The 25670-nt window shown below is 57.8% G+C and carries 27 protein-coding genes; 20 read left to right on the top strand and 7 right to left on the bottom strand.

Annotated features, from left to right (window positions below):
* Position 1 precedes the first annotated feature (1 nt).
* From ACT2B1_RS07900 to ACT2B1_RS07915, 4 genes are all read left to right on the top strand, one after another.
* Positions 2–1324 (top strand): PQQ-like beta-propeller repeat protein, encoded by a 1323-nt coding sequence (locus tag ACT2B1_RS07900; RefSeq protein WP_481668905.1) that lies wholly within the window; start codon positions 2–4, stop codon positions 1322–1324.
* A gap of 48 nt (positions 1325–1372) precedes the next feature.
* A complete protein-coding gene (gene der, locus ACT2B1_RS07905; protein ID WP_481668906.1) occupies positions 1373–2836 on the top strand; it encodes a ribosome biogenesis GTPase Der in 1464 nt (487 codons plus the stop codon).
* 165 nt (positions 2837–3001) lie between these two features.
* A complete protein-coding gene (locus ACT2B1_RS07910) occupies positions 3002–3988 on the top strand; it encodes a fatty acid desaturase (RefSeq protein WP_171122130.1) in 987 nt (328 codons plus the stop codon).
* Between the two features lie 92 nt (positions 3989–4080).
* The gene (locus ACT2B1_RS07915) at positions 4081–4659 is read left to right on the top strand and encodes a helix-hairpin-helix domain-containing protein (RefSeq protein ID WP_171240570.1); all 579 of its coding nucleotides are present in this window, start codon (positions 4081–4083) and stop codon (positions 4657–4659) included.
* A 54-nt stretch (positions 4660–4713) separates the two neighbouring features.
* Here the strand turns inward: ACT2B1_RS07915 and serS are convergent, their stop codons facing one another.
* Positions 4714–6006, bottom strand: coding sequence for a serine--tRNA ligase (serS, locus tag ACT2B1_RS07920; protein ID WP_171240571.1), 1293 nt, complete (start codon positions 6004–6006; stop codon positions 4714–4716).
* A 72-nt stretch (positions 6007–6078) separates the two neighbouring features.
* Positions 6079–7740 carry a mechanosensitive ion channel family protein gene (locus ACT2B1_RS07925; RefSeq protein ID WP_171122133.1) on the bottom strand — a complete coding sequence of 554 codons (1662 nt, stop codon included), beginning with the start codon at positions 7738–7740 and terminating at the stop codon, positions 6079–6081.
* A gap of 202 nt (positions 7741–7942) precedes the next feature.
* On the opposite strand from ACT2B1_RS07925, the gene yajC reads away from it, so the two are divergent.
* The 10 genes from yajC (at position 7943) to ACT2B1_RS07975 (ending at position 14962) form a co-directional block, all read left to right on the top strand.
* Positions 7943–8230: a preprotein translocase subunit YajC gene (yajC, locus tag ACT2B1_RS07930; protein ID WP_155151194.1), complete on the top strand. Its 288-nt coding sequence runs from the start codon at positions 7943–7945 to the stop codon at positions 8228–8230.
* Positions 8231–8263: 33 nt separating this feature from the next.
* A complete protein-coding gene (gene secD, locus ACT2B1_RS07935) occupies positions 8264–9925 on the top strand; it encodes a protein translocase subunit SecD (RefSeq protein ID WP_171122134.1) in 1662 nt (553 codons plus the stop codon).
* Between the two features lie 2 nt (positions 9926–9927).
* On the top strand, positions 9928–10896 hold the full coding sequence (secF, locus tag ACT2B1_RS07940; protein ID WP_171122135.1) for a protein translocase subunit SecF: 969 nt from the start codon (positions 9928–9930) through the stop codon (positions 10894–10896).
* Entirely contained in the window at positions 10889–11635 is a 747-nt protein-coding gene (locus ACT2B1_RS07945; RefSeq protein WP_171122136.1) for a sulfite exporter TauE/SafE family protein, read from the top strand. The genes secF and ACT2B1_RS07945 overlap by 8 nt, the downstream gene beginning before the upstream one ends.
* 9 nt (positions 11636–11644) lie before the next feature.
* On the top strand, positions 11645–11998 hold the full coding sequence (locus ACT2B1_RS07950; RefSeq protein ID WP_171122137.1) for an Mth938-like domain-containing protein: 354 nt from the start codon (positions 11645–11647) through the stop codon (positions 11996–11998).
* Positions 11999–12178: 180 nt separating this feature from the next.
* Positions 12179–12787, top strand: coding sequence for a heme ABC exporter ATP-binding protein CcmA (gene ccmA / locus ACT2B1_RS07955; RefSeq protein WP_171240572.1), 609 nt, complete (start codon positions 12179–12181; stop codon positions 12785–12787).
* Positions 12784–13440 carry a heme exporter protein CcmB gene (gene ccmB / locus ACT2B1_RS07960; protein ID WP_171126510.1) on the top strand — a complete coding sequence of 219 codons (657 nt, stop codon included), beginning with the start codon at positions 12784–12786 and terminating at the stop codon, positions 13438–13440. The genes ccmA and ccmB overlap by 4 nt, the downstream gene beginning before the upstream one ends.
* 61 nt (positions 13441–13501) lie before the next feature.
* Positions 13502–14275: a heme ABC transporter permease gene (locus ACT2B1_RS07965; RefSeq protein WP_481668907.1), complete on the top strand. Its 774-nt coding sequence runs from the start codon at positions 13502–13504 to the stop codon at positions 14273–14275.
* Complete coding sequence (gene ccmD / locus ACT2B1_RS07970; RefSeq protein WP_171240573.1) at positions 14272–14430, top strand: heme exporter protein CcmD; 159 nt, start codon at positions 14272–14274, stop codon at positions 14428–14430. Before ACT2B1_RS07965 ends, ccmD begins: the two co-directional genes overlap by 4 nt.
* Entirely contained in the window at positions 14423–14962 is a 540-nt protein-coding gene (locus ACT2B1_RS07975) for a DsbE family thiol:disulfide interchange protein (RefSeq protein ID WP_171126513.1), read from the top strand. Before ccmD ends, ACT2B1_RS07975 begins: the two co-directional genes overlap by 8 nt.
* A gap of 106 nt (positions 14963–15068) precedes the next feature.
* Here the strand turns inward: ACT2B1_RS07975 and acnA are convergent, their stop codons facing one another.
* Positions 15069–17759, bottom strand: a complete 2691-nt coding sequence (acnA, locus tag ACT2B1_RS07980; protein ID WP_171240574.1) for an aconitate hydratase AcnA — start codon at positions 17757–17759, stop codon at positions 15069–15071.
* A 229-nt stretch (positions 17760–17988) separates the two neighbouring features.
* Between acnA and ACT2B1_RS07985 the strand changes: the two genes are divergently transcribed.
* Positions 17989–18690, top strand: coding sequence for a DUF1223 domain-containing protein (locus ACT2B1_RS07985; protein ID WP_171240575.1), 702 nt, complete (start codon positions 17989–17991; stop codon positions 18688–18690).
* On the opposite strand, the gene ACT2B1_RS07990 is transcribed toward ACT2B1_RS07985, so the two are convergent.
* The 4 genes from ACT2B1_RS07990 to purB form a co-directional block, all read right to left on the bottom strand.
* Complete coding sequence (locus tag ACT2B1_RS07990) at positions 18691–19614, bottom strand: lysophospholipid acyltransferase family protein (RefSeq protein ID WP_171122145.1); 924 nt, start codon at positions 19612–19614, stop codon at positions 18691–18693.
* A gap of 107 nt (positions 19615–19721) precedes the next feature.
* On the bottom strand, positions 19722–20813 hold the full coding sequence (locus ACT2B1_RS07995) for a flagellar motor switch protein FliG (protein ID WP_481668908.1): 1092 nt from the start codon (positions 20811–20813) through the stop codon (positions 19722–19724).
* Between the two features lie 68 nt (positions 20814–20881).
* Entirely contained in the window at positions 20882–21424 is a 543-nt protein-coding gene (locus tag ACT2B1_RS08000) for a tetratricopeptide repeat protein (RefSeq protein ID WP_171122147.1), read from the bottom strand.
* Between the two features lie 376 nt (positions 21425–21800).
* Positions 21801–23105 carry an adenylosuccinate lyase gene (gene purB / locus ACT2B1_RS08005; RefSeq protein WP_171122148.1) on the bottom strand — a complete coding sequence of 435 codons (1305 nt, stop codon included), beginning with the start codon at positions 23103–23105 and terminating at the stop codon, positions 21801–21803.
* Between the two features lie 88 nt (positions 23106–23193).
* Here purB and ACT2B1_RS08010 point away from each other — a divergent pair, with 88 nt between their 5' ends.
* The 5 genes from ACT2B1_RS08010 (at position 23194) to ACT2B1_RS08030 (ending at position 25667) form a co-directional block, all read left to right on the top strand.
* A complete protein-coding gene (locus tag ACT2B1_RS08010; protein WP_171210748.1) occupies positions 23194–23526 on the top strand; it encodes a hypothetical protein in 333 nt (110 codons plus the stop codon).
* Complete coding sequence (locus ACT2B1_RS08015) at positions 23523–23945, top strand: DUF6314 family protein (RefSeq protein ID WP_481668909.1); 423 nt, start codon at positions 23523–23525, stop codon at positions 23943–23945. The genes ACT2B1_RS08010 and ACT2B1_RS08015 overlap by 4 nt, the downstream gene beginning before the upstream one ends.
* Before the next feature lie 76 nt (positions 23946–24021).
* On the top strand, positions 24022–24609 hold the full coding sequence (locus tag ACT2B1_RS08020) for a biotin transporter BioY (protein WP_171122151.1): 588 nt from the start codon (positions 24022–24024) through the stop codon (positions 24607–24609).
* Positions 24610–24742: 133 nt separating this feature from the next.
* On the top strand, positions 24743–25300 hold the full coding sequence (locus tag ACT2B1_RS08025; RefSeq protein WP_171122152.1) for a hypothetical protein: 558 nt from the start codon (positions 24743–24745) through the stop codon (positions 25298–25300).
* Positions 25301–25310: 10 nt separating this feature from the next.
* Positions 25311–25667, top strand: coding sequence for a hypothetical protein (locus ACT2B1_RS08030; RefSeq protein WP_171126520.1), 357 nt, complete (start codon positions 25311–25313; stop codon positions 25665–25667).
* Positions 25668–25670 lie beyond the last annotated feature (3 nt).

The raw sequence follows: 25670 nt of genomic DNA on the forward strand, positions 1-25670 counted from the left end.
CATGGTAACAAATCTTCTTTCCCGAGTTGGATTGTCGGTTGCGGCTGTATCCCTGACCGTTCTCGCGGCTTGTGAGGAACCCGAAGTCATCCTGCCCGGTCCGCGCGAAGACATCCGTCCTGCGGCGGATACGGAAACCGTCGAGAAGCGCGGGTCTAAGCCAATCAGCCTGCCGACTCAGAAGGCGAATGCAAGTTGGCCGCAAAGCCCGGGAACGGCAGCGTTTCGCACGACGAACGCTCAACTTCGGGCCACGCCACAGCGGGTCTGGTCCGCATCGATCGGCAAAGGCGACTCGCGCAAGCAGCGAATCACGGCGGAACCGGTCGTTGCCGGTGGATTGATCTACACGCTCGATTCCGGGGCGACGGTTTCCGCCGTTTCGCCCCAGGGTCAGCGGGTCTGGAGCACGGATCTTATTCCTGCTTCGGACGGTGACTCGGACGCGACTGGCGGCGGCATCGCTTATGCCGATGGTGTATTATATGTCTCGTCGGGATTTGGGCGGCTGACCGCGCTGGATGCCAGATCAGGGGCAATCCGGTGGCAAAAACGTCTGAATGCGACTGGCAGCGGCGCTCCGCTGGTGAATGGTGGCCTGTTGTATCTTGTGGCCGGTGATGAAACCGGTTGGGCCATTGATACCAAAGACGGCCGCATCGCGTGGCAGATTCAAGGCACGCCAAGCGTCGGCAATGTGCTGGGCGCGCCTGCGCCTGTGATCGCGTCCGAATTCGCGGTCTTCGCGTTCGGGTCTGGTGATGTTTCCGCAACCTTCCGCAAGGGCGGTATCCGTCGGTGGAACGCCTCGGTCGCCGGAGGACGGCGGGGTCGGGCCGCAGCTCAGATCATTGACGTGACCGGTGGTCCGATGGTGTCTGGTGATACGATCTTTATTGGGAACCACTCGGGCCGGACCGTGGCCTTTGATGCAAGCTCGGGCGAGCGGAAATGGACGGCGGATGAGGGTGCGGTCGATACCGTTTGGCCCGCCGGGAACAGCCTTTTCCAAATCAGTGACCGCAGTCAGCTTATTCGTCTGGATGCTGCGACGGGTGAAGTTGTCTGGGCGCAGGACTTGCCCGGCTTTGTGAAGGACAAGCCTAATCGCCGGGGCCCCATTGTGGCGCATTACGGGCCGATCATGGCTGGGGGGCGTCTGGTGATTGCATCCAATGATGGATACCTTCGGTTCTTCAGCCCGGTTGACGGCACCCTTGTGCACCGCGTCGAAGTACCCGGCGGTGCGACCACGGCACCGGTTGTTGCCGGGCAGACGCTTTATGTCGTGTCCACCAAAGGTGATCTACACGCTTTCCGTTGACCGAAAGATGCGCTAAAGGGCGCGTCTGAGTCTTGAAAGTTGAGTATCATGTCGCTGACCCTCGCCATTGTGGGGCGCCCCAATGTGGGCAAATCCACCCTGTTCAACCGCCTTGTGGGTAAACGTCTTGCTTTGGTCGACGACCAACCCGGCGTGACGCGTGACCTGCGCGAAGGCGAAGGGCGCTTGGGCGATCTGCGGTTCACCGTGATCGACACCGCTGGGCTTGAGGATGCGACTGACGATAGCCTGCAGGGCCGGATGCGTCGCCTTACAGAAGGCGCCGTGGATATGGCCGACGTGTGCCTGTTCATGATCGACGCGCGGGTGGGGCTGACGCCGACGGATGAGATGTTCGCCGAAATCCTGCGCAAGCGCTCCAAACACGTTATCCTTGCGGCCAACAAGGCAGAAGGCAGTGCGGCGGATGCAGGTGTGCTTGAGGCCTATAACCTTGGCCTTGGCGAACCGGTGCGTTTGTCCGGCGAGCATGGCGAGGGGATGACAGACCTTTATGCGCAATTGATGCCTCTGGCCGACGCTGCGGCTGAAAAGGCGCAGGATGATGCGCCGGAAACCGATATCGAATTGGATGAGGATGGCGAGGGCGAAACGCCGCTCATCACCGCTGACAAGCCGTTGCAGGTCGCCGTTGTGGGCCGTCCGAATGCCGGGAAATCCACGCTGATCAACAAGATCATGGGTGAAGATCGCCTGCTGACCGGCCCCGAGGCCGGGATCACCCGCGACGCGATCAGCCTTCGGATCGACTGGGCCGACCCAGATGGCAACAGCACCCCGATGCGCATTTTCGACACCGCCGGGATGCGCAAAAAGGCCAAGGTGCAGGAAAAGCTGGAAAAACTGTCGGTCTCGGACGGTCTGCGTGCCGTGAAGTTTGCCGAGGTCGTGGTGGTCCTGCTGGATGCGGCTATTCCGTTTGAACAGCAAGACCTGCGAATTGCGGATCTGGCAGAGCGCGAAGGGCGTGCTGTGGTCGTCGCCGTGAACAAATGGGACATCGAAGAGGACAAGCAAGAAAAGCTGCGCGACCTCAAAGAATCCTTTGAACGCCTTCTTCCGCAACTGCGCGGCGCGCCGTTGATTACCGTGTCAGCCAAGACGGGCAGGGGTTTGGAACGTCTGCGTGCCGCCATCCTGCGCGCCCATGACGTGTGGAATCGTCGTGTGCCGACCGCTGCGCTAAACCGCTGGCTGACTGTAATGCTGGAACAACATCCACCTCCAGCACCGCAAGGCCGTCGCATCAAGCTGCGTTATATGACTCAGGCCAAAACCCGCCCACCTGGATTTGTCGTCATGTGCTCGCACCCTGACAAGATGCCCGAAAGCTATAACCGGTATCTGGTCAACGGACTGCGCGAGGATTTTGATATGCCGGGCACTCCGATCCGCCTGACGTTGCGTGGGCAGGGCGACAAGAACCCCTATAAGGGACGCCGCAAGAAAAACGCGGGCGCGCTGGCAAAGCATCTCAAGGGCCGCGCGTAACTGCGCCAATTTTCAGCATTTTTGGCTCAGGGGCGTGACAGCCCGAGTTCCCCGCGCTAGCATTCAGGTGCGTGCATTTGTTTTCGCACGCGCTGCTTGTTTGCGGAGTTTCCGCACACAGTTTCGAACCCATATTGAAGCGGGCCATCGTGGGGAGCGGACGTTATGGATTTGAGGGAATACACTAGGCAATATGCGGTGCAAGATAATCGTCTGGCCGCGCTAAGTTACTTCGGGACTTTTGCGGTGTATTTTGCATCGCTGGCTTTGGCGATCATCTATGTGGATCGCTGGTACATCATGGTCCCCGCCGGAATCGTCTTCGCGTTCTCGGCTGTGCGTCTTTACGTTCTGCAACATGACTGTGGGCACCATTCCCTGTTTGAAACGCGTCAACAGAATGAATGGGCCGGGCATGGGCTGTCTCCGTTCACATTTGCTCCGTTTGAAGTGATGAAGCAAAACCATAACCTTCATCATTCGGGCATCGGCAACCTCGAACATCGCGAGACCGGCGAGATTCATACGATGACTGTGCGCGAGTGGAATGAGGCGGATTGGAAGGCGCGGTTGTTCTATCGCCTTTACCGCAACCCGTTTATCCTTGTCCCGGTGGGCGCGCTGTTTACCTATTTCATCCGGTACCGCTGGCCCAAGAATACAGTCCGGTTTGGTGTCACGGGTGTCCTGTTGCACAACCTGTCAATTGTTGTGTTCCTTGGGCTGCTTTATTTGATCGCAGGGATGACCGGTATTCTGGTCTGGCTTGTATTTTCCCTTTTGGGCGGGATGTTGGGTGTGTTCCTTGTCTACCTGCAACACAATTTCGAGGACACTTATTGGGACCGCCGCCCGGATTTGGACCCCAAGCTGGCAGCGTTGCAAGGATCGTCGGCGCTGGATTTCGGCTGGTGGTTTGACAATGCCGTGGCCTGCATCACGTTACACGATATTCACCACTTCAACGCACGTATTCCGTCGTATCGACTGCGTGCATGTCATTATAACCTGCCACCGGAATACACCCCGCGGCGTATCAAATTCCCCGAGGCGGTCGCGGCCCTGAACCTGAAATTGTGGGATGAGGACGCAAAGCGCCTTGTTCCGTTTCCCAAAAAGGATCGGTCTGCCGGGCTTGCCCACAGTAATTGACGCCCGATCGGGATCTACGTGTTACCCTGTCTTGTGGATGCGTATATCCAGCGTATATACGTATGTGCAGGGAGAAACTGAAAGGACAAAGAATGACCGCAGTGACCGACGTAAATGGTGTAGGTGAGGCGCTTGGCCAATTGCTGACCGCCAATGGCTTCAAAACTGCCGAAGCCATCGCCAAGGCAACCCCCGACGCTCTGGTCAAAGTCCCTCGAATAGGTGCGGCACGTGCGCCAGTGCTGATCGCCGCCGCGAAACAGGCGATCGCAGCCAAACCCGCTGCGAAGCCGGCGACGCGCCGTGCGCCTTCGCGAAAACCTGCGGCCCGAAAGCCAGCCGCGCGTAAAACCGTGGCCGCCGCCGCAGCAGAAAAGCGAGCCGAGGAAGCGGCCCGTAAAGCAGCCGAAGAAAAAGCAGCGGCTGCGATGGCAGAGGCTAAAGCCAAGAAGAAGGCAAAGGCCAAAGCCAAGGCTGAGAAAGCTGCCAAGAAGCGCGCCGAAATGGAGGCTGTGTTCTCGAAAGCCAAGGACAAGGTAAAGGCCAAGGCGAAAAAGGATAAAAAGTCCAAAAAGGACGGTAAGAAGAAAGACGATAAGAAAAAGGGCGACAAGAAGAAAGACGCCAAAAAGAGCGATAAGAAGAAGGACAAGAAAAAAGCGAAGAAGTAAGCCTTCCTCGCCTTTGATCGAATAGAAACCGGCGGCTGTGGCGCGTCGGTTTTCTTATGCCAGAGTGCCGTCCAGTTGCAGCGTCAGCTTACCGCCCAAATATGGGGCCAACACCTCGGGCAGGGTGACAGTGCCATCGGAGTTCTGGCCGTTTTCCAGCACCGCGATCAGGCAGCGCCCCACCGCCAGGCCCGAGCCGTTCAGCGTGTGGACATATTCCGGTTTGCCGCCACCTTCGGGCCGGAAGCGCGCATTCATGCGGCGGGCCTGAAAATCGCCGCAGGTCGAAACCGAGCTGATCTCGCGATACGTGCCCTGACCGGGCAGCCATGCTTCGATGTCATAGGTACGGCGTGCGCCGAAGCCCATATCGCCGGTACACAGGATCACAGTGCGATACGGGACGCCCAGTTTCTCAAGAATCCCTTCAGCGCACCGCAACATACGCTTTTGTTCATCGTCGGAATTGTCCGGGTGCGTGACCGAGACCATCTCAACTTTCTCGAATTGGTGCTGGCGCAACATCCCGCGGGTGTCCTTGCCCGCGCTGCCTGCCTCGGACCGGAAGCACAGCGAATGCGCGGTATAGCGGCGGGGCAGGTAGCTTTCCTCGATCATCGTGTCGTTCACGATGTTGGTCAGCGAGACTTCGGAGGTCGGGATCAGCCACCAACCTTCACGGGTCTGATAGCTGTCTTCGCCGAATTTCGGCAACTGGCCAGTGCCCTGCATCATCTCGGACAGAACCAGAACGGGACCGTTGACCTCGGTCAACTCGTTTTCGTTGATATGCGTGTCCAGCATGAACTGCGCCAACGCGCGGTGGATGCGTGCAACGCCGCCCGACAGCAATACAAAGCGCGAGCCGGACAGTTTGGCAGCGGTCTCGAAATCCATGCCGGTTTGGACGGCCTCAACCTCAAAATGCTCTTTCGGGGCAAAGTCCAGTTCGCGCGGGGTGCCCCAGCGGTTCACCTCGACATTGTCGTTTTCATCTGCGCCTTCGGGCACATCCTCGGCGGGTAGGTTGGCGATGCGGATCAATTGATCTGTCAACAGCGCGTCCAGATCCTTAGCTTCGGTCTGCATCCGGGCGACTTCGGCCTTCTTTTCGGCGACCAGAGCCCTCAAACGCTCGAATTCGGCCTCATCACCGCGACCCTTGGCAGCGCCGACTTCTTTGCTGGCCTTGTTCTGTTCGGCCTGCGCGGTCTCAGCCGCCAAAATCTTGGCGCGGCGGCTTTCGTCCAACCGCAACAGGTCTGACGACACCGGCGCGTCCCCACGGCGCGCAAGTGCGGCGTCGAAGGCGGCTGGGTTTTCGCGAATGGCGCGGATGTCGTGCATGGTTCAGGTCCTTGAATGCGTGAATCACTGAAACCGCTTATGCACCATCTGAAAGGCGGGGTGTAGCACCGGTTACGACTTATCGGTGTCCTCGTGGGTTTCATGCGCCAGATGCCCGTTCCAGTCCTCGGTCGGGATTTTCGGTTCGGGCGGGTCAGCCATGTAAGAGGGCGTCATGATCTGCACGTTGTTCTCATTGAACACAGCGACGATGTTGCGATGCAGGTCCGAGCGGATCTTTGGGATAATACTGCCGCGCGTCGAATATCCGTTGATCTGATAGTTGATCGCGTAATCGGCCAAAGCCGTCCATAAAACAAAAGGTTCCGGCTTGGCCTTGATCCCCTTGGTGCGGCTTGCTGCTTCGATCAGCATGGCCTCAACTTTTTCAGGCGGTTCCTCGTATCCGATTCCCACGGTGGTGTGCAAAAGCAACCCGCTGCCGTCGGTTTTCTTGGAGAAGTTCACCACATCCGAATTCATAAGCTGCGCGTTGGGGATCGAGATCAGCTCGTTCTTTATCGACTTCAGATGTGTTTCCATCAGCTTGATCTGGACGACATCGCCGATGTGATCGCCGATTTGAATCCGATCCCCGATTGAGGTTGACCGGCGATAGATCACGAACAGCCCGGCTAGCATGTTTGATACGACCGAGTTCGCACCCAGCGAAAGCATCGCGCCGACCAGAATAGTCAACCCTTGGAAGGCGGCAGAATCTGAACCGGGGATGTAAGGCACGGCAAATACAAGCGCGATCAGGATGACGACGACGCGGGCGATGTTGAAGGTCGGGTTGACCCAGTGACGCTCGAAATCGCCCATGTCGAATGTGCCGGCCTCGACGGCATCGAAGAAAACGCGCATTCCCTTGATGATGTACATCGCCACCCACGAGATCAGCGCAAGCATGATCAGGTTGGGGATATAGCTGATGATCCCCTTGAAGATCAGAAGAACCGGCTCGGTCAGGTACGTCAACAATAATTGGGCGAAATACCGAGTCTCGGCAAAGGCCAGCAGGACGAAAGACAGGTAGTAGTAGAACCCAAGGAAGAAAATCACGAGCAGGACGAAGTTCAGCCCGTACCGTACTAAGGCTGCGATTGCTTCGGCCTGAACGCTTTTAGCTGTGGCGGTCTCGACATCTCTAAGATGACGCTTCACGAATTTTACGGTTCGGCGTCTGATCCGTCGATGTATCCAAAGGATCAGGGCGACGAATGCTGCAAAACCGGCAGTCCATGCGATGGCTTCGATTGCGCCGGACACTCGCGCCTGGTCGGTCCGATTGGCCCTGTATGCCACGATTGCATCTTCGATCGCTTCACCATGGAGGAAGCTGAGAACGTCCAGCTCCATTTGTTCCAGTTCGGAATCGGCGACGGTGACCACTGAAACCGCAAAACCGTCAACAAGGATGCGGGTGCCAAGATCCGTTTCCTCGTAGGCAATCGTCACGGTCGGGCTGTCGGAGGATTCGGCCGCTTTGACGATGTTGTCCTGAACGGTTTCGGCTCGCTCTTGCGCGGGAAGGGCGCTTGAACCCCTTAGAAAAAACAGCGTATCGCCATCCACGATCACGGGGGCTTTGAACGTATCAGATTGTTCTTCGGCAATTTCGGTTTGCGTGTCCGTTTCCTGCGCAAATGCCAAGGGTGCCAGCAACGCGAAGAATAAGACTGCAATCAGCAGTTGGCGAAACAGGCCAAGGGTATGGATTAATTGCGTCATTCGCCCTCCCACGGCTCAACTATATCTATCCAATCCGGTGTTCCTAGAACGCAGTCGCAACTTCGGCCTGCCACTGTGATTAATATGAGCCAATCATTGAAAAAACCTGCGCCACCATTCCTTGCAAACAGGCGGTTCAAAGAATAGGTTCTCGCCAAATTTGCGGAGCGCTTCCGCAAGACCAAACCAAAAGGAATATCCCATGGAAGGTGGCGCAATCGCCCAGTTTCTCCCGCTGATCCTGATCTTCGCGATCATGTATTTCCTGCTGATCCGTCCGCAGCAGAAGAAGATGAAGGAACATCAGGCCATGGTCGAAGCCGTGCGCCGGGGCGATCAGGTGGTCACCCAGGGTGGCCTGATCGGCAAGGTGTCAAAGGTCAAGGAAGGCGACAACGAGATCGAGGTTGAGATCGCAGAAGGCGTCAAGGTCCGTGTGGTCAAATCGACCATTGCGCAGGTTCTGAACAAGACCGAGCCAGCGAAGTAACTTCGCACGACATCTCGTTGAAAAGGCAGGGTAATGCTGCAAATTGATACCTGGAAGCGGGTTCTGATCTGGGCGGTCTGTGTGATCGGTCTGCTGATGGCCCTGCCGAATGCGTTTTACACGCGCGTCGAGCAATCCAACGATGCCAAGGCCGCAATTGAGCTTGGCATCGACACCCCCGAGATGCAGGCCGAGGCGGGGCAATGGCCGAATTGGTTGCCGTCATCTCTGGTCAATCTTGGCCTTGATCTTCGTGGGGGCGCGCATCTGCTGGCCGAAGTGCAGGTTGGCGATGTCTACGAATCCCGCATGGATGCGATGTGGCCGGAAATCCGCGACGCATTGCGTGATGAACGGGGCACAGTTGGCACTATTCGCCGGCAGGATTCGGCTCCGGACGAGATTCGGGTGCGCATCAGCCAGCCCGAAGGCATGTCCCGCGCGCTGGAAGTCGTGCGCGGACTGGCCCGTCAGGTGCAGACGCTGACCGGCGTAGGCGCAACGGATATCGAAGCGCGGGCCGAGGGTGACACGATCATCGTGCGATTGTCCGAGGCTGAACAGCTTGCCTCGGACGACCGCACAGTGCGTCAGTCGCTTGAGATCATTCGCCGCCGGATCGACGAAGTCGGCACCCGAGAGCCGACGATTCAGCGTCAAGGCACAGACCGGATTTTGATTCAGGTTCCGGGCATCGGCAGCGCGGGTGAGTTGAAAGAGATTATCGGCACAACCGCGCAACTGACGTTTAACCCGGTTGTCAGCCGTGGCACCAACCCCGATGCGGTTGCTGGTGTGGGTGAGAAAGTTGTCCCGTCCATCGACGAAGATGGCGTGTATTACACGCTTGACGCTGCGCCCGTGGTGACGGGCGAAGAATTGGTGGATGCGCAACCTGCGTTCGACCAGAACGGTCGCCCTGCGGTGAACTTCCGGTTCAACACGTCCGGAGCCCGCAAATTCGGCGACTATACGCTGGAAAATATCGGTGCGCCCTTTGCGATTGTACTGGACGATGAGGTCATCTCGGCCCCTGTCATCCAAAGCCATATTCCGGGCGGATCGGGGATCATCACCGGTAACTTCACCGTTGAAGAAAGCACCAATTTGGCTGTTCTGTTGCGTGCGGGTGCTTTGCCAGCCGGGTTGGAGTTCCTGGAAGAACGCACCATCGGCCCGGAACTGGGGCAAGACAGCATCGACGCCGGTAAGGTCGCAACCATCGTGGCATTCGTCGCCGTGCTGGTCTTTATGGCGCTCAGCTATGGTCTGTTTGGTGTTTTTGCCAATATCGCGCTGATCCTGAACGTGGGACTACTGTTTGGCCTTCTGTCTATGATCGGGGCCACGCTGACCCTGCCGGGGATCGCGGGTATCGTACTGACGGTCGGTATGGCGGTGGACGCCAACGTGCTGATCTTTGAACGTATCCGCGAGGAACTGAAATCCGCCAAAGGCCCCGCCCGCGCCATCGAACTGGGCTATGAAAAGGCACTGTCAGCCATTCTGGACGCAAACGTGACCACCTTCATCACTGCCGTGATCCTGTTTGCCATGGGCAGCGGGCCGGTGCGCGGCTTTGCCATCACTCTGGGTCTGGGTATCCTCACCTCGGTCTTCACCGCGATCTTCGTGACGCGCCTGATGATCGTGATGTGGTTTGAACGCCGCCGCCCGAAAACGATCGAGGTTTGATCATGAGACTGAAACTTGTCCCGCAAAACACCTCGTTCGATTTCTTCAGTCGCTGGAAGATCTGGCTTGGCATCTCGGGGCTGATGATGGTGATCGCCTTCACGTCTTTCCTGTTGCAAGGGCTGAACTTCGGTATCGACTTCCGAGGAGGCACTACGATCCGCACCCAATCAGCGCAGGAAATCGACGTAGGCGCTTATCGCGATGCCATTGCGCCGCTGGAATTGGGTGATGTAACTATCACAGAGATTTTCGATCCGACCTTCGGTGAAGACGAAAACGTCGCAATGATCCGTATTCAGGCGCAAGTCGATGCCGAGGCTGTTTCGGCCGCAACCGTCACGGCCGTAGAAGCAGCGCTAAAAGGGGCGGCCCCGGACATTGTTTTCGTATCCGTCGAATCCGTCGGCCCCAAAGTTTCGGGTGAGTTGATTCAGACTGCTGTGATCGCCGTTGTCCTCGCGATCGGGGCCGTGCTGGTCTATATCTGGCTGCGCTTTGAATGGCAGTTTGCTTTGGGTGCAGTCGCCGCACTTGTGCACGATGTGATCCTGACAATCGGTATCTTCTCGGAACTACAAATCCGCTTCGATCTGGCCATCATCGCGGCGCTTTTGACCATCGTAGGCTATTCGCTGAACGACACCGTGGTTGTCTTCGACCGCGTCCGTGAAAATCTGCGCAAATACAAAAAGAAAGAGCTGAAAGAGGTTCTGAATATCTCGATCAACGAAACCCTCAGCCGGACGGTCATGACCTCGGTCACAACCCTGCTTGCGCTGATATCGCTGTACGTACTGGGCGGGGACGTCATCCGAGGCTTTGTCTTTGCGATGATCTGGGGTGTGATCGTGGGGACGTATTCCTCGGTCTTCGTGGCGTCGACCATCCTGCTGTGGCTGGGGGTCAAACGCGACTGGTCCAAGCCGTCGAACACGGCGGGCAACCAGTTTGCCAACGTAGATGCCTGATGTTTTCGGCCAGTCCCCGACGGGGCTGGCCGTCATTATTTTCGCGGCCTTTCTGGGCGGTATAGTTCGCGGCTTTTCCGGCTTTGGAACCGCGCTGATCTTTTTACCGATCGCAACACCCTACCTTGGCCCGTTTGGGGCGCTGATCGGCCTGACCATTATGGATATCTTCGGACCCCTGCCGAATTTGCGCCGCGCTTGGGGGGCTGTCGATCGAGGCGACTTGCTTCGGCTTGTCGGAGGCTGCGCGATACTGCTGCCTGTGGGATTGTGGCTGCTGACCCAAGTTGAGCCGGACGTTTTTCGCTATACGGTCAGTATTCTGGCGATTGCAATGCTGGTGATCTTGATTTCGGGGCTGCGCTATCACGGTCACGTCGGTCGAAAGATGGTTATGAGCATCGGTGCCGCGGCAGGTTTTCTGGGCGGTGTGGCGGGGCTGCCAGGGCCAGCCGTCATTCTTTTCTACATGTCTCGCCCTCTGCCGATTGAAGTTATCCGCGCCACTATTTTGCTTTTTCTGTTTGCCTTCGATTTCCTGATCTTGGGTTATTTGTCCGGCATGGGATTGGTCACGCTGTCCGCGGCTGCATTGGGATTTCTGCTGGCGATCCCGAACTTTTTGGGCAATTGGCTCGGTGGTTGGTTGTTTCGCCCTTCGCGTGAAAAAGCCTATCGCATTGCTGCCTATCTTGCGATTGCGCTTGCGGCCTTGTCCGGCCTGCCTCTTTGGGGCTAGAACGCATCCATGCGCCTGAATGAGATCACGTATAACAACGCAGTACCCATTGACGGCTATGGCCCGGGGTTCTTCCGGATTGGCGGTGAGATCCACGAAGGCACGGTTCTGACCAGCCCTCAGGGGACAACGGTTTGGAATGGCTATTCGGACGAAGCCGCATTGTTGGCGTTGGCCGATCACATAGATGTACTGTTCATCGGTACCGGGGCCGAACTTGCCCATATTCCGGCCGATCTCCGGACCAAACTTGAAAGCGCGGGCATCGGGGTCGAGATCATGAGCTCTCCCGCTGCCTGCCGCACGTATAATGTACTGCTGTCCGAGGGGCGCCGCGTCGCGCTGGCCCTAATCCCTGTCTAAGGGATCCGTCTTCATCTAGCCAAAAATATCCCGGGGAGCCGGCATAGGCGCGCCTTTGGTTCAAGCGCCATTGGCGGCGGGGCAGGCCCCTCGCTTCCTCCAGTGTCACCACAAACCCTATTCAAGTTCTGCTGCAAATCCTTCCTTTTGTCCTTTCGTGCAATCCGTTAAGCGAAGGACATGACACTGACTGTAACTGAACTGGCCATCGCCCGAGGGGGCGTTCCCGTGCTCGAAGGGCTCAACTTTGCGCTTCAGCCCGGCAAGGCGCTGATCCTGCGCGGCCCGAACGGGATCGGGAAGACAACCCTTCTTCGGACACTTGCGGGGCTGCAACCTCCTATCGCAGGTCAAATCGAGGGGGCCGAGGATCAGATCGCCTATGCGTCGCATTCTGACGGGATAAAGCCAACTCTGACAGTGGTCGAGAATTTGGCGTTTTGGGCATCGGTTTTTGGCACAAGGGGTATACAGCCTGCATTGGACGCATTTGCTCTGAATGAGCTATCGGACCGGCATGCGGGCAACCTGTCGGCCGGACAAAAGCGGCGGCTAGGGTTGGCGCGGATGCTGGTCACGGGGCGGCCGATCTGGATGCTGGACGAACCCACCGTATCGCTGGACAAAAATGCGGTGAGAATGTTCGCTGATGCCGTACGTGCGCATCTGAGGCAGGGGGGCTCGGCCCTGATCGCCACCCATATCGACCTCGGTCTGGACGGGGAGGTTTTGGATGTCGGCCCCAACAAGGCCAAACCCATTGACGATTTCGACGGAGGTTTCCTGTGATCGCTCTGCTGCTGCGTGACCTGAAACTGGCCTTCCGCGCGGGCGGAGGGTTTGGCCTGGGACTGGCCTTCTTCCTGATTGTCACTGTGCTGGTGCCTTTCTCAGTCGGGCCGCAATCCTCGCTGTTGTCGACCATCGCGCCGGGTATCCTGTGGCTAGGCGCGCTGCTTGCCTGCCTGCTATCGCTGGACCGCCTACTGGCGCTGGATTGGGAGGACGGCTCGCTTGACCTGCTGGCCACCGCGCCGCTGCCACTGGAATCGGTAGTGACGATCAAGGCTCTGGCCCATTGGCTGACCACTGGCCTGCCGCTGGTTCTGGCCGCACCCTTTTTGGGCGTTCTGCTGAACCTGCCGGTGCCGGGGTATTTCTGGCTGGTCATCTCGCTGCTGATCGGCACCCCGGCCATGAGCGTTATCGGAACCTTCGGCGCTGCCCTGACCGTGGGCCTGAAACGTGGCGGCTTGCTGCTTTCGCTGCTGGTCCTGCCGCTTTATGTCCCCACGCTGATCTTTGGCGCCGAAGTCGCCCGGCGTGGTGCCACGGGGATGGAGACACAGACCCCACTGCTCATGCTGGCCGGGATCACCGCCGCGACAATTGCGCTGTTGCCCTTTGCCAGCGCCGCCGTTTTGCGTATCAACCTTCGGTGACCCATTTAAAGATTGACCAAGGTCAATTGAGAACGAAACCGACTCGGACTAGATAAGGCCCATGTCTATCGCAGCTAAAGCCAACGCCCTCTGGGAATACGCCAATCCGCGCAAGTTCCTTGCCACCAGCGAACGGGTAATGCCGTTTTTCTGGATCACCTCTGTCGCGAGCATCGTGGTGGGGCTGGTGTGGGGGTTTTTTTTTACGCCGGATGACTACAAACAGGGCTCGACCGTCAAGATCATCTACCTGCACGTTCCTGCGGCGCTGATGGCGATCAACTGCTGGCTGATGATGCTGGTAACCTCGTTGGTCTGGCTGGTACGCCGTCACCATGTCAGCGCGCTGGCGGCCCGCGCGGCTGCTCCCATCGGCATCGTGATGACACTGATCGCATTGGCGACGGGCGCAATCTGGGGCCAACCCATGTGGGGTACCTGGTGGGCGTGGGATCCGCGCCTGACCTCGTTCCTGATCCTGTTCCTGTTCTACCTGGGCTACGTGGCCCTCTGGGAAGCGATCGAAGACCCTGATACAGCCGCCGACCTGACATCGGTCCTGTGTCTGGTGGGCTCGGTCTTTGCGATCCTCAGCCGCTATGCGGTGAATTTCTGGAACCAGGGCCTGCATCAGGGGGCTTCGGTAATGCGCGCTGCTGCGATTACCGGAAAGGATACAGAAGAAAAGGTCAGCAACATCTATTTCTACCCGCTGCTTCTGTGCATCATCGGGTTTGTCCTGCTGTTCATTGCGCTGGTGCTGTACCGCACGGGTACGGAAATTCGCGCGCGCCGGATCAAGGCACTGCTGGCACGGGAAAGGGTAAACGGATGATCCCTGATCTTGGAAAATACGCCGATACGGTTATCTGGTCTTATGTCGTATCCATCGGCCTGTTGGTGGTGCTGGTCGCATTTAGCGTAATGCGAGGGCGCAAGGTTAGGGCCGAACTTGAGAAGGTCGAGGACAGGATGACCCGAAATGGCTAAAATCTCGCCGTTGATGATCGCTCCGCCAGTGATCTTTGGAATTTTCGCGATCACAGCCTTGGTGCAATTGCAAAGCGGGTCTGATGAAACACTCCCATCGGCTTTGGAGGGGCATCCGGCGCCGCCCGTCGTTTTGACCGAATTTCCCGGCAAAGCCAGCTTTGATGACGCCACGCTGCGCGATGGCGAGGTCAAGTTGGTGAACTACTGGGCCAGTTGGTGCGCGCCTTGCCGGGTCGAGCATCCTAATCTGCAAGCTCTGTCGGATGAGGGTATCCCGGTTTATGGAATCAACTACAAAGATCAGTTGAACAATGCCGAAAGCTTCCTGTCCGAACTGGGCGATCCCTATGCCGGGATTGGACGGGATGAACAGGGGCGGTTGGGCCTTGACTGGGGCGTTTACGGCGTGCCTGAAACCTATGTCATAGACGGGCAGGGCACGATCATCTTGCGGTTTCCCGGACCAATAACGCAGCGCGTGATCGAAAGCACGATCCGACCGGCCCTAGAAAAAGCGGCAGCCAACTAAACCTCGCCCCTTCTCCTGTTGAAAAATACTTCGGAGCGCGAGGCAGAGCCTCGCAAGAATAAAGGACGCCCGCAGGCGTCCTTTATTGTTCGGGCTTACCCAACCATCACCCCGCCTTGGCGAGGTTCCGCAGAACATATTGCAGCACACCGCCGTTTTCGATGTATTCGATCTCGGGCGCGGTATCGATGCGGCACTTCAGAGTGATGGTTTTCTCGGTGCCGTCACCGTAGACGATTGTGCAGGGCACCTCTTGCAGGGGCTCGACCGCATCCAATCCTTCAATCGAAACAGTCTCGTCGCCCTTCAGGCCCAGCGTCTTGCGGGTGTCACCGCCGGTGAATTCGAACGGGATCACGCCCATTCCAACAAGGTTCGAACGGTGAATGCGCTCAAAGCTTTCGGCAATTACGGCCTTGACGCCCAGCAATGCTGTTCCTTTGGCGGCCCAATCCCGCGAAGAACCCGCGCCATATTGTTCACCGCCAAAGACAACCAGCGGGGTGCCTTGTTCTTGATAAGCCATCGATGCCTCGTAGACCGAGGTTTGCTGCCCATCGGGGCCTTTGGTGTAGCCGCCTTCAACACCATCTAACATCTCATTCTTGACGCGGATGTTGGCGAAGGTGCCACGCATCATGATCTCGTGGTTGCCGCGGCGCGACCCGTAAGAATTGAACTCGCGCGGCTGAACCTGCCGGTCGATCAGATACTTTCCAGCTGGCGTTGTCGTCGCAAACGACCCAGCGGGTGAGATATGGTCGGTGGTGATCATGTCACCCAGGATCAGCAGAACCTTGGCTCCTTCGATATTCGAGATGGTGCCCGGCTCAGCGCCCATGCCCTGGAAATAGGGTGGGTTCTGGATGTAGGTCGACGCGGGTGGCCAGTCATAAGTTTCCTGCTGCGGAACCTCGACGCTCTGCCATTTCTCGTCGCCCTTGAAAACGTCGGCGTATTTCGACTGGAACGCTTCGCGCGTCACTGTCTGTTCAACCAGTTCGGCAATCTCTTGGGTCGACGGCCAGATATCCTTCATGAAGACATCGTTGCCATTCATGTCCTGGCCAATCGGTTCCGACGTCAGGTCAATGTCCAGAGTGCCGGCAAGTGCGTAGACCACGACCAGCGGCGGCGAGGCTAGATAGTTGGCGCGCACATCGGGCGAAATGCGGCCTTCAAAGTTGCGATTGCCCGACAGAACCGAAGTGGCGACCAGATCGCCCTCGGCGATGGCTTCCGAGATCTCTTTCTGGATTGGACCTGAGTTACCGATGCATGTGGTACAGCCATAACCAACAAGGTTGAATCCGATCTTGTCCAGATCTTTCTGAAGACCCGCGGCCTCCAGATAGGCGGAGACGACCTGCGACCCCGGCGCCAGTGAGGTTTTGACCCACGGCTTGCGATCCAAACCCAATGCCGCTGCTTTGCGTGCCACAAGCCCCGCGCCGATCATCACGTAGGGGTTCGACGTGTTGGTGCAAGAAGTGATCGAGGCGATCACGACCTTGCCCGATTCCATGCCATAGTTTTCACCTTTGACCTCGACCTGCTTGCCCATCGGGCGCTTGAATGTCTCGGCCATCTCTTTGGTGAACGCGGCCTTCGCATCCGTCAACGCCACATAGTCCTGAGGACGTTTCGGACCCGAGATCGCGGGGACAATAGTCCCCATATCCAGCGAGAGGGTGTCGGTATAGATCGGCGTATAATCCGCGCCGCGCCAGAACCCGTTTTCCTTGGCATAGGCTTCGACCAGCGCAATACGATCCTCGTCGCGACCGGTATTACGCATGTAGCGCAGCGTTTCGCCGTCGATTGGGAAGAAGCCGCAGGTTGCACCGTATTCCGGGGCCATGTTCGCAATGGTCGCTCGGTCGGCCAGCGGCAGACAGTCCAGACCCTCGCCGTAGAACTCGACGAATTTGCCTACCACGCCTTTCTCGCGCAGCATTTCAACCACTTTCAGCACCAGATCAGTTCCGGTTGTGCCTTCAACCATCTCACCGGTCAGTTCAAAGCCCACAACCTCGGGGATCAGCATCGAGATCGGCTGACCCAGCATCGCAGCCTCGGCCTCGATCCCGCCAACGCCCCAGCCCAGAACGGCCATACCGTTGACCATGGTGGTGTGGCTGTCGGTGCCAACCAGCGTGTCAGGGTAGGCGACTTCGTTGCCGTCCTGATCGGTGTCGGTCCAGACGGTTTGGGCCAGATATTCCAGGTTCACCTGATGGCAGATACCGGTTCCGGGGGGCACAACGCGGAAGTTGTTAAAGGCATTCTGGCCCCACTTCAGAAACTGATAGCGTTCCATGTTGCGCTCATACTCGCGGTCCACGTTCATCTGGAACGCGCGCGGGTTGCCGAACTCATCAATCATGACCGAGTGGTCGATGACCAGATCAACCGGGTTCAGCGGGTTGATCTTTTGCGCGTCGCCGCCCAAGCCCTTGATGCCATCGCGCATCGCGGCCAGATCAACCACCGCCGGAACGCCGGTGAAATCCTGCATCAGCACGCGGGCCGGGCGATAGGCGATCTCACGCGGGTTCTGACCGCCATTCGCGCCCCATTCGGCAAAGGCTTTGATGTCGTCGACGGACACGGAAAACCCGTCATCCTCGAACCGCAGCATATTCTCTAGCACCACTTTCAGCGCGGCTGGCAATTTGGAAAAGTCACCCAGACCGGCATCCTGCGCCGCGGGGATAGAATAATAAGAGATGGACTTGCCATTCACGTTCAGGCTGCGACGTGTCTTGGCGGTATCCTGTCCGACTTTGATGGGCATAATTTTGGCCTCCCTCTCAAATGACTTGGATTTTGGGACTCGCTGATGGTTATCTGCATTACCACAGCGCGCGGTTCAAGGTTCTAGGCGCTCAACCCCCTGCTTTTTGTATACCATTGCACACATTTTTCCCCGGCGCCTTTGTCCAGACTCTCAAGAAACCTTGATTGGAGGTTGAACGACGATCCGTTTAAACCGACTGGGCACCGTACAAAATCTTGAGACCCAAATGTCCAGAATCGCTCAGTTGACTGCGTTCGTTTCCCTGCTTTTGGCTACGTCAGCCGCTGCTGAAAGTGATCCTGTCGTGGTCGAGTTGTTTACATCTCAGGGGTGTTCGTCGTGTCCGCCTGCGGATCGGATCATGCACGATCTTGCAGGCCGAGAGGATGTCATCGGCCTGGCCTTGCACGTGGATTACTGGGACTACATTGGTTGGAAAGACGAATACGCCGACCCCGGTCATACAACACGGCAGAGAGCCTATGCCCGCGAGGGCGGTCGGACAATGATCTATACGCCGCAGATGGTGGTCAATGGCCAGCAGGACGTCGTTGGCGCGCAATCTCGTGAATTGGACAAACTGATTGATGCGCATTTGAAGGCAGCGCCCGAGGCATCTGTAACGGCGAAACATGCAGGGGATCAGGTGACAATCGACGTGACTCCGGTTGATGTGCCAAAGGGCGCGCTGTTTGACGTTCGGGTTGTCCAGTATTCGCCGATGCGCCACGCGTCGATACGGCGCGGTGAGTTGGCCGGGCATGAACTGGATTACGCAAACGTGGTCGAAAGCTGGCAGATCGCCGGTCAGTGGACCGGCGATGCCCCGCAAGAGTTTTCCGTCTCATTAGTATCCGACCTGCCAGCCGTTGTTCTTGTTCAGAGGGTGGGGCACGGCCCCATCATTGCCGCTGCTCGGGTGGAATGATCAGGGCATGTCTTGGGGTTGAACCCCAAGCCCGTTCCATGGTTTCCAGCGTCGGTGAATCCAGAACCACTGTCCCATGTGCTGTCTGACTACGGATTCCAGATCGTCATTGGTGTACTGAGTCATCGTTTTGGCATCGGTGTGTGGCACCGGATCGTGGAGCACAATTTCAAAATCCAGCCCATTTTCTTGCCGCACGGCGTAACAGGGGATCATGACTGCCTTGTACTTCATCGCAAGTTCCGCGTTCAGCACTGATGTGACTGCGGGTTTGCCAAAGAACATCAGTTCCTCTCCGCCATGGGCATGGAGATCGGAAACGATCGCGATGATCTCACCCTTTTTCAACGAGCGCACCATTTCAACCATGCCACGGCGTCCTTGTTCGAACATCGGAGCTCCGGTTTTGTAGAAGGCATCCACATACATGTCGTTGAAATAGGGGTTCGCCATACGGCGGTACAGGCAACCGATTGCTTTTCCGCTTCGTGCCTGTAGCGCGACGCGCGCTGCAAGATAGTGCCCGAAATGCGCCGTGATCATCATGATCGGCTTTCCCTCGGCAATGGCTGCATCAAATGCCTCGACCCCGGGGCCCGAGATTTTTGCAGTGCGCTGACGCTCAGTAAACCCTTCGGGCGAAAAATGCTCCATGATCGCCCGGCCCGCATTGTCGGGAACGGCACGGCAAATACGCGCCACTTCGGCTTCGGAAAGCTCGGGGCAGGTCAGGTTCAGGTTGTTGCGGACCCGTTTCGAGAAGCCCACTACAGGGGCAAGACCGCGCACGATAGCACCCATCGTAGCGATGCGCCGTTCATAAGGCAAAAGCCGCATGGTTCCCACGACGCCCTTGAGAAATAGGCCTGTCAGGTAGTATTTGCCAAGCTCAAAGCGGCTGAGTTCAGACTTTTCAACGGGCATCAGGGGGTCTCGGCGACTATTTGAAATTGCCGGGTCAGACATACAAGCCGGAACCCGTAACCACAAGCATTCAACGCAGAGCCAGTGGTTTGTGCAGTCGCGTCGGCCTATTCTTCTTTCTCTTCCTTGATCAATGTGATGGTGTCGGCTTCCACTAAGGCCCGAACGGCGCCAACGATTTGTGCCATGGCGTCTTCGGCCTCGGCCTGTTTGACCTTGCCGCGTTCGCCGATTTCGTCGCGCAGATTTTCAGCCATGCGCGACGACATGTTGGACAACATAAAATCCACAGCAGCCTTGTCCCCGTCGGTTTCTGCGCCTGCGAGGGCTGTGACCAATACGGGCTGGTCCACCCCTCGTAAAACAGCGGGTACATCCCGAGGCATCAGGCGCGCAGGGATATGCGCGAAGGTAAAGATCGACTGTCTTACGATACTGGCAAAATCCGAATCCTCTTCGTCCAGCGCGACAAGCAATCCGTCCCGCATTGCGGCGGCAGATTGGTTCAATATGGCGCCTACGCGCTCCCCGGGCCCGTCAGCGAAGGCTGTGGCAGGGCGCTGATCGAGCTGCGCCGTAAGAGACCACCCGATCTGTTCAACGGCCTCGGGGGTGACATTGGCGGTTTTTGAAATGGCATAGGTAATACGTCGCGCGACCGGACCCGGAAGATGTCCCAGAAGCTGCGCGGCCATTGCTGTTTCAAGTTTTGACAGCATGACAGCGGCGATTTCGGTGCTTTCCGCTTGAACCATCTCAGCCAACTTTTCGGGCGGGGTCTGGCGCAGGCGTTCCCATGGATCACCAACCTGACGCACACCTGCGACCTTGCGCAGGCGCGCTGCCGTTGTGGGTGCAATTTTCCCGTTCACCGCGTCCAGAGCCCCCGCAAGTCCATGCGGAAAAGACAGGCCGACGCTTTCCAAAGCCTCAGCAAACTCTTGTGCGACCGCGTCAAGTGTTACGCGGTCCACCAAGCCCATCTGGCCAAGTTGGTGGGTCAGCGTTTCCTGCAACGCATCCGGAAGCTCTTCCAGGGGTATATCCGCGCCATCGTTCAACAAAAGGCGCACGACGACCGCAGCCTTTTGCCTGTTGCTGAGCTTGCGTGGAACTACACGCGGCGTTTCGTGGTTTTGTTCGGGCAACGGGGCGTTTGCGCCCGATGCCACCTGTACCAAAGTATTCGCGTCCTGCATCTGCCTGCGGTGCCACTCTTTTGTTCCGCAGTCAGGTTAGCGAGAGTCGGGTAAAGAAAGACTGAACCTCAGTAGCTATATGTCAGGCCTGTGCGGATCGCTTCGCGCAGCGACGCTTCGGCCCATGTACCTTCGCCGCCGCGTGCTTTGATTTCACGCCACTGCTCGATCGCGAGGTCGGTTTTTCCTTCTGAAACAAAACCCTGTGCCATGTAGGACCGGGCCAGCAGGTTGTCCGGGTTCGCCTGAATCGCGTTGGTGTAGAAAGCATTCGCCAACTCTAGTTCGCCTATCTTACGGTAGGTGAAGCCCCAGTATGTCATCACGCGATCATCGTTCTGATCCATGACCTGCAGAATGCTTTGCGCATTCTCAAACTGCCCGTCATAAGCCAGTTCGCGAACGGCCTCATAAAGTTCGTCTTGGGTGAAGTTTGTTTTGTCAGGCTTGACGCAGCGACCGCGTTCTTTGTCAAAAACGCGTCCGAACAGGCATTTCTTGGTGGTGTTCGTCGGCTTGGGAGGGCTTGCGCTGTCCCCGCCTGCTGCGTGCAACGCAGGTGCGAATGCGAATGCCTGAAGGACAATAGCTGAAGCGAATACGATGCGCATTTTCCTACTCCGTTATCTGGGCCGTTCTAACCAAGCTAGCGCGTTCTGGCGAAAAGCTACCAGCAGTTCGCTCGCTTTTATTCACAAGTAGGAAAGATATTCTCAGCTATTCACAATTTTTGCGCAACTATGGCTATCGGCGTCCCAATAGGTGCCGGGCGCACAGGATTGCGTTTGCTTTGAATGGCCGCTGCAGGCCAACGCGGCGGAAGTTGTGCAAGAAAGTGCAAGTGCGCAAAGAAGGATGCGGATCATCTTTGGGTCTCCTATTCGGAAATACACCGACATGTTACCCGAAAATGAACGTTCTGGCAAAAAGAACGGCCCGGACCTGATCTTGAGGTCCGGGCCGTTTTCGCTGTTTGAATAGGCTTACTTATTCTCCAAAAACACGGGCGAAGATCGTATCGACGTGCTTTGTGTGGTAGCCGAGGTCGAATTTCTCTTCGATTTCATCAGTGCTCAGGGCGGCGGTAACGTCGGCATCCCCAAGAAGCTCGGTTTTGAAGTCCTTGCCTTCTTCCCAGACCTTCATCGCGTTGCGCTGTACCAGACGATAGGCGTCTTCGCGGCTGACGCCAGCTTGGGTCAGGGCAAGAAGCACGCGCTGGCTCATGACCAGACCACGGAACTTGTTCATGTTGGCCAGCATGTTTTCCGGGTAGACGACCAGTTTGTCGACCACGCTGGTCAGGCGTGACAGGGCAAAGTCCAGCGTAACGGTGGCATCAGGGCCGATGTTGCGCTCGACCGAGCTGTGCGAGATATCACGCTCGTGCCAGAGGGCCACGTTTTCCATTGCGGGTACTACGGCCATACGAACCAGTCGGGCCAGACCAGTCAGGTTTTCGGTCAGAACCGGGTTGCGCTTGTGCGGCATCGCGGACGAGCCTTTTTGACCTTTCGAAAAGAACTCTTCGGCCTCCAGAACCTCGGTCCGCTGCATGTGGCGGACTTCGATGGCGATGTTTTCAATGCTGCTGGCGATGACGCCCAGCGTTGCAAAGAAGGCTGCGTGGCGGTCGCGGGGGATAACCTGCGTGCTGATCGGCTCGGGCACCAGACCCAGTTGATCGCAGACATGTTCTTCGACGCGCGGGTCGATATTGGCGAATGTACCGACCGCGCCACTGATCGCGCCGGTGGCGATTTCGGCACGCGCGTCGCGCATACGGGACAGGTTGCGGTCCATCTCGGCATAGAAGCGCGCAAAGGTCAGGCCCATAGTTGTGGGTTCGGCGTGGATGCCGTGGCTGCGGCCAATACGAACAGTTTCCTTATGCTCGTAAGCGCGGCGTTTCAGGGCAGCCAGCAGACCTTCGAGATCAGCGATCAGGATATCTGCCGCGCGGGTAAGCTGTACGTTGAAGCAGGTGTCCAGCACATCCGAAGACGTCATGCCCTGATGCACAAAGCGGGCCTCTTCGCTGCCCACATGCTCGGCCAGGTGGGTCAGGAATGCGATGACGTCGTGCTTGGTGACGGCCTCGATCTCGTCAATGCGGGCCACGTCGAATTCCACGTCCTTGGCTTTCCACACAGCATCGGCGTTTTCGCGCGGGATCACGCCCAGATCGGCCATGGCTTCGCAGGCATGGGCTTCGATTTCGTACCAGATGCGGAACTTGGTCTCGGGCGACCAGATGGCGACCATCTCGGGGCGGGAATAGCGGGGAATCATTGGCGGCAGCACCTTTTTGTGATTGGGATTAGGCGTTGGCGCGGGGTTTAGCCGTGCAGGTCTGTGGGAACAAGGTACGAGTGCAGGTATGAGACGGTTTGCCCTGATTTTGTTGCTCTGGCCTAGTATTTTGGCCGCAGAGGAGTTCCGCGCGCTGACTGGAGATGAGATTCTGGAGGCTTTGACCGGCCATAAGCTTGGCTACGGCAAAGGCATCTGGCAGACATTCGACGCATCTGGGGTGACAAACTACTTCTCAGGCGGTCCAAGCGCGGGGCGTTGGGTTGTGCGGGGGGACCAATACTGCTCGGTCTGGCCCCCGTCAGAGCTTTGGGCCTGTTATGACGTGCACCGTTCGGGGCATATCATTCGGTTTGTCGACAGCAATGGCGAGCTAACAGACGGAACTTACGCTAAATGACCTTGCCGCAAAGCCTTTCGGACTTTGAGGGCCGCTGGAGCCTGACCCGTGTCATTCGCGATGCCAGGGCAGGGCACGTCGTGCGCGCAGACGGAACAGCGATCCTGAGCCGGTCTGACGATGGGCTGGTCTATGATGAAGACGTTTCTTTGCGCCTTCCGGGGCAACCAGCTATGAAGGGAACGCGTCGCTATCTTTGGCGTGATGGCGGCGATGGTATCGCCGTGCATTTCGACGACGGCCGCTTTTTCCACACGCTAAAGCTAGGAAAGACGTTTGCGTCGGATCACCATGACTGCCCGCCGGACAGCTATGATGCAGAGTACGATTTTTCGAACTGGCCGCATTGGAAGGTGCGGTGGATCGTGTCCGGACCTCGGAAATCCTATGAAATGGACATGGAATTTATGCTGCGGTAGCGTAATCATCTTGCAGAATTAGCTACGACAGGGCATTGCTGTCGCAGAATTTCGGTCCGAATTGGGAGAAGTGAAGATGAATGCAAATGTTCTGGCCAACGCGATTGGTCCGCGCGAGGGAACAGCGCTGCGTGTCAAGCAGGTTGTTCTGGTTGCGCTGGGCATCGTTGCCCTGGCCGTTGCTGCGAAGATCAAAGTACCGATGTGGCCTGTGCCGATCACGATGGGTACCTTTGCTGTTTTGACCATCGGCACCGCCTATGGCGCCCGTTTGGGTCTGGTGACGATGCTGGGTTACCTGCTGGTTGGGGCGCTGGGCTTTGACGTTTTCGCTGGGTCTTCGGCTGAAAAATTTGGCCTGACTTACATGATGGGTGGCACTGGCGGCTATCTGGTGGGTTACCTGATGGCGACCGTCCTGCTGGGCGCTCTGGCTGCGCGCGGCTGGGACCGTTCGGTTGGCAAGCTGGCGCTGGCACTGGTTCTGGCCAACGTCCTGATCTATGTCCCCGGCCTGCTGTGGCTGGGTCAGCTTTATGGCTGGGACAAGCCAATCCTGGAATGGGGTCTGACACCGTTCCTGGTGGGTGACGCGATCAAGCTGGCTTTGGCTGCGCTGTTGATCCCTGGCCTGTGGAAGCTGGTCGGCGACGCCCGCACCTGATCCACGGCATATTCGCAATGAATGAACCCGCGCCGGGAAGACCCGGCGCGGGTTTTTTGTTGCATTCAGATACTGGACAAGTCGCACCGCCACAGTTCAGTTTAAATTGACTGAAACAAAAGGTTTTTGAGACATGCATATTCGATTGGCTGCCGTCTTGCCCACGTGCGCGGCATTGCTGTTGGGCGGTGCTCCGGCTGTTGCGGATACTCCGATCACTTACACAGACCAAGGGCGTGCCCTGTTCAGCTTTGCAGTCCCTGATTTCTGGGCGGTCCGTACCGGCGGCCCGCGCGAGATTGAGGATACCGAACTGGGCGACCCGCGCGCCGTTGCGCGCGTGATTGGCGTTCGCCCCGTGACCGATGACGGCGCGTGGATGGGGTTTGTTTCGCCTGCCGGTGTCGCCTCAATCAACGGAGGGCTTCGTTACCTGCAGGATATAGACAAGTTCCTTGTAAAAGACCCCGACGTTTCCGAGACCGTCACTACGCAGATCGGTGGTTTGCCTGCCCGAGTGATCCGAGGGACAGGCACGCGCGAGGGGCGTGGCGTGAACTTTACCGCTACCGTGATTGACCTGCCGCGCGACCGTGTCGCGGTGATCATAGCCGTACTGCGCGACGGCGCTGATCCGGCCTATGTGGACGATCTGAACGCTGTGTTCGCATCGTTCCGGTCCGCGCAGTAGGGAGGCTCCGATGACACATAAACTGTTGAAACGGTCTATTCTGGCGCTAGGTCTTGGTGCTGCAAGTTTTACCTTGTCGGCTTGTGATGGCGTGACGGTCGGGGTTGGGTACGGGTACGATCCGTTCTACGACTCGATGCTGTGGAACGACTATTATCACGACGTGGACATCGACATTGACGTAGACCGCCCAGGTCGTCCACGTCCGCCCGTGGCCAAACCACCAGCGCGTCCCAAACCGCCCGTGGCCAAGCCGCCCGCACGCCCCAGACCTCCCGTGGCCAAACCACCGGCGCGTCCGCGCCCGCCGGTCGCGCGCCCACCTGCGGCGCGACCGCCAATTCACCGTCCGGCCCCGCGGCGCTGAGTT

The sequence above is a fragment of the Ruegeria sp. S263 genome (assembly GCF_056780525.1).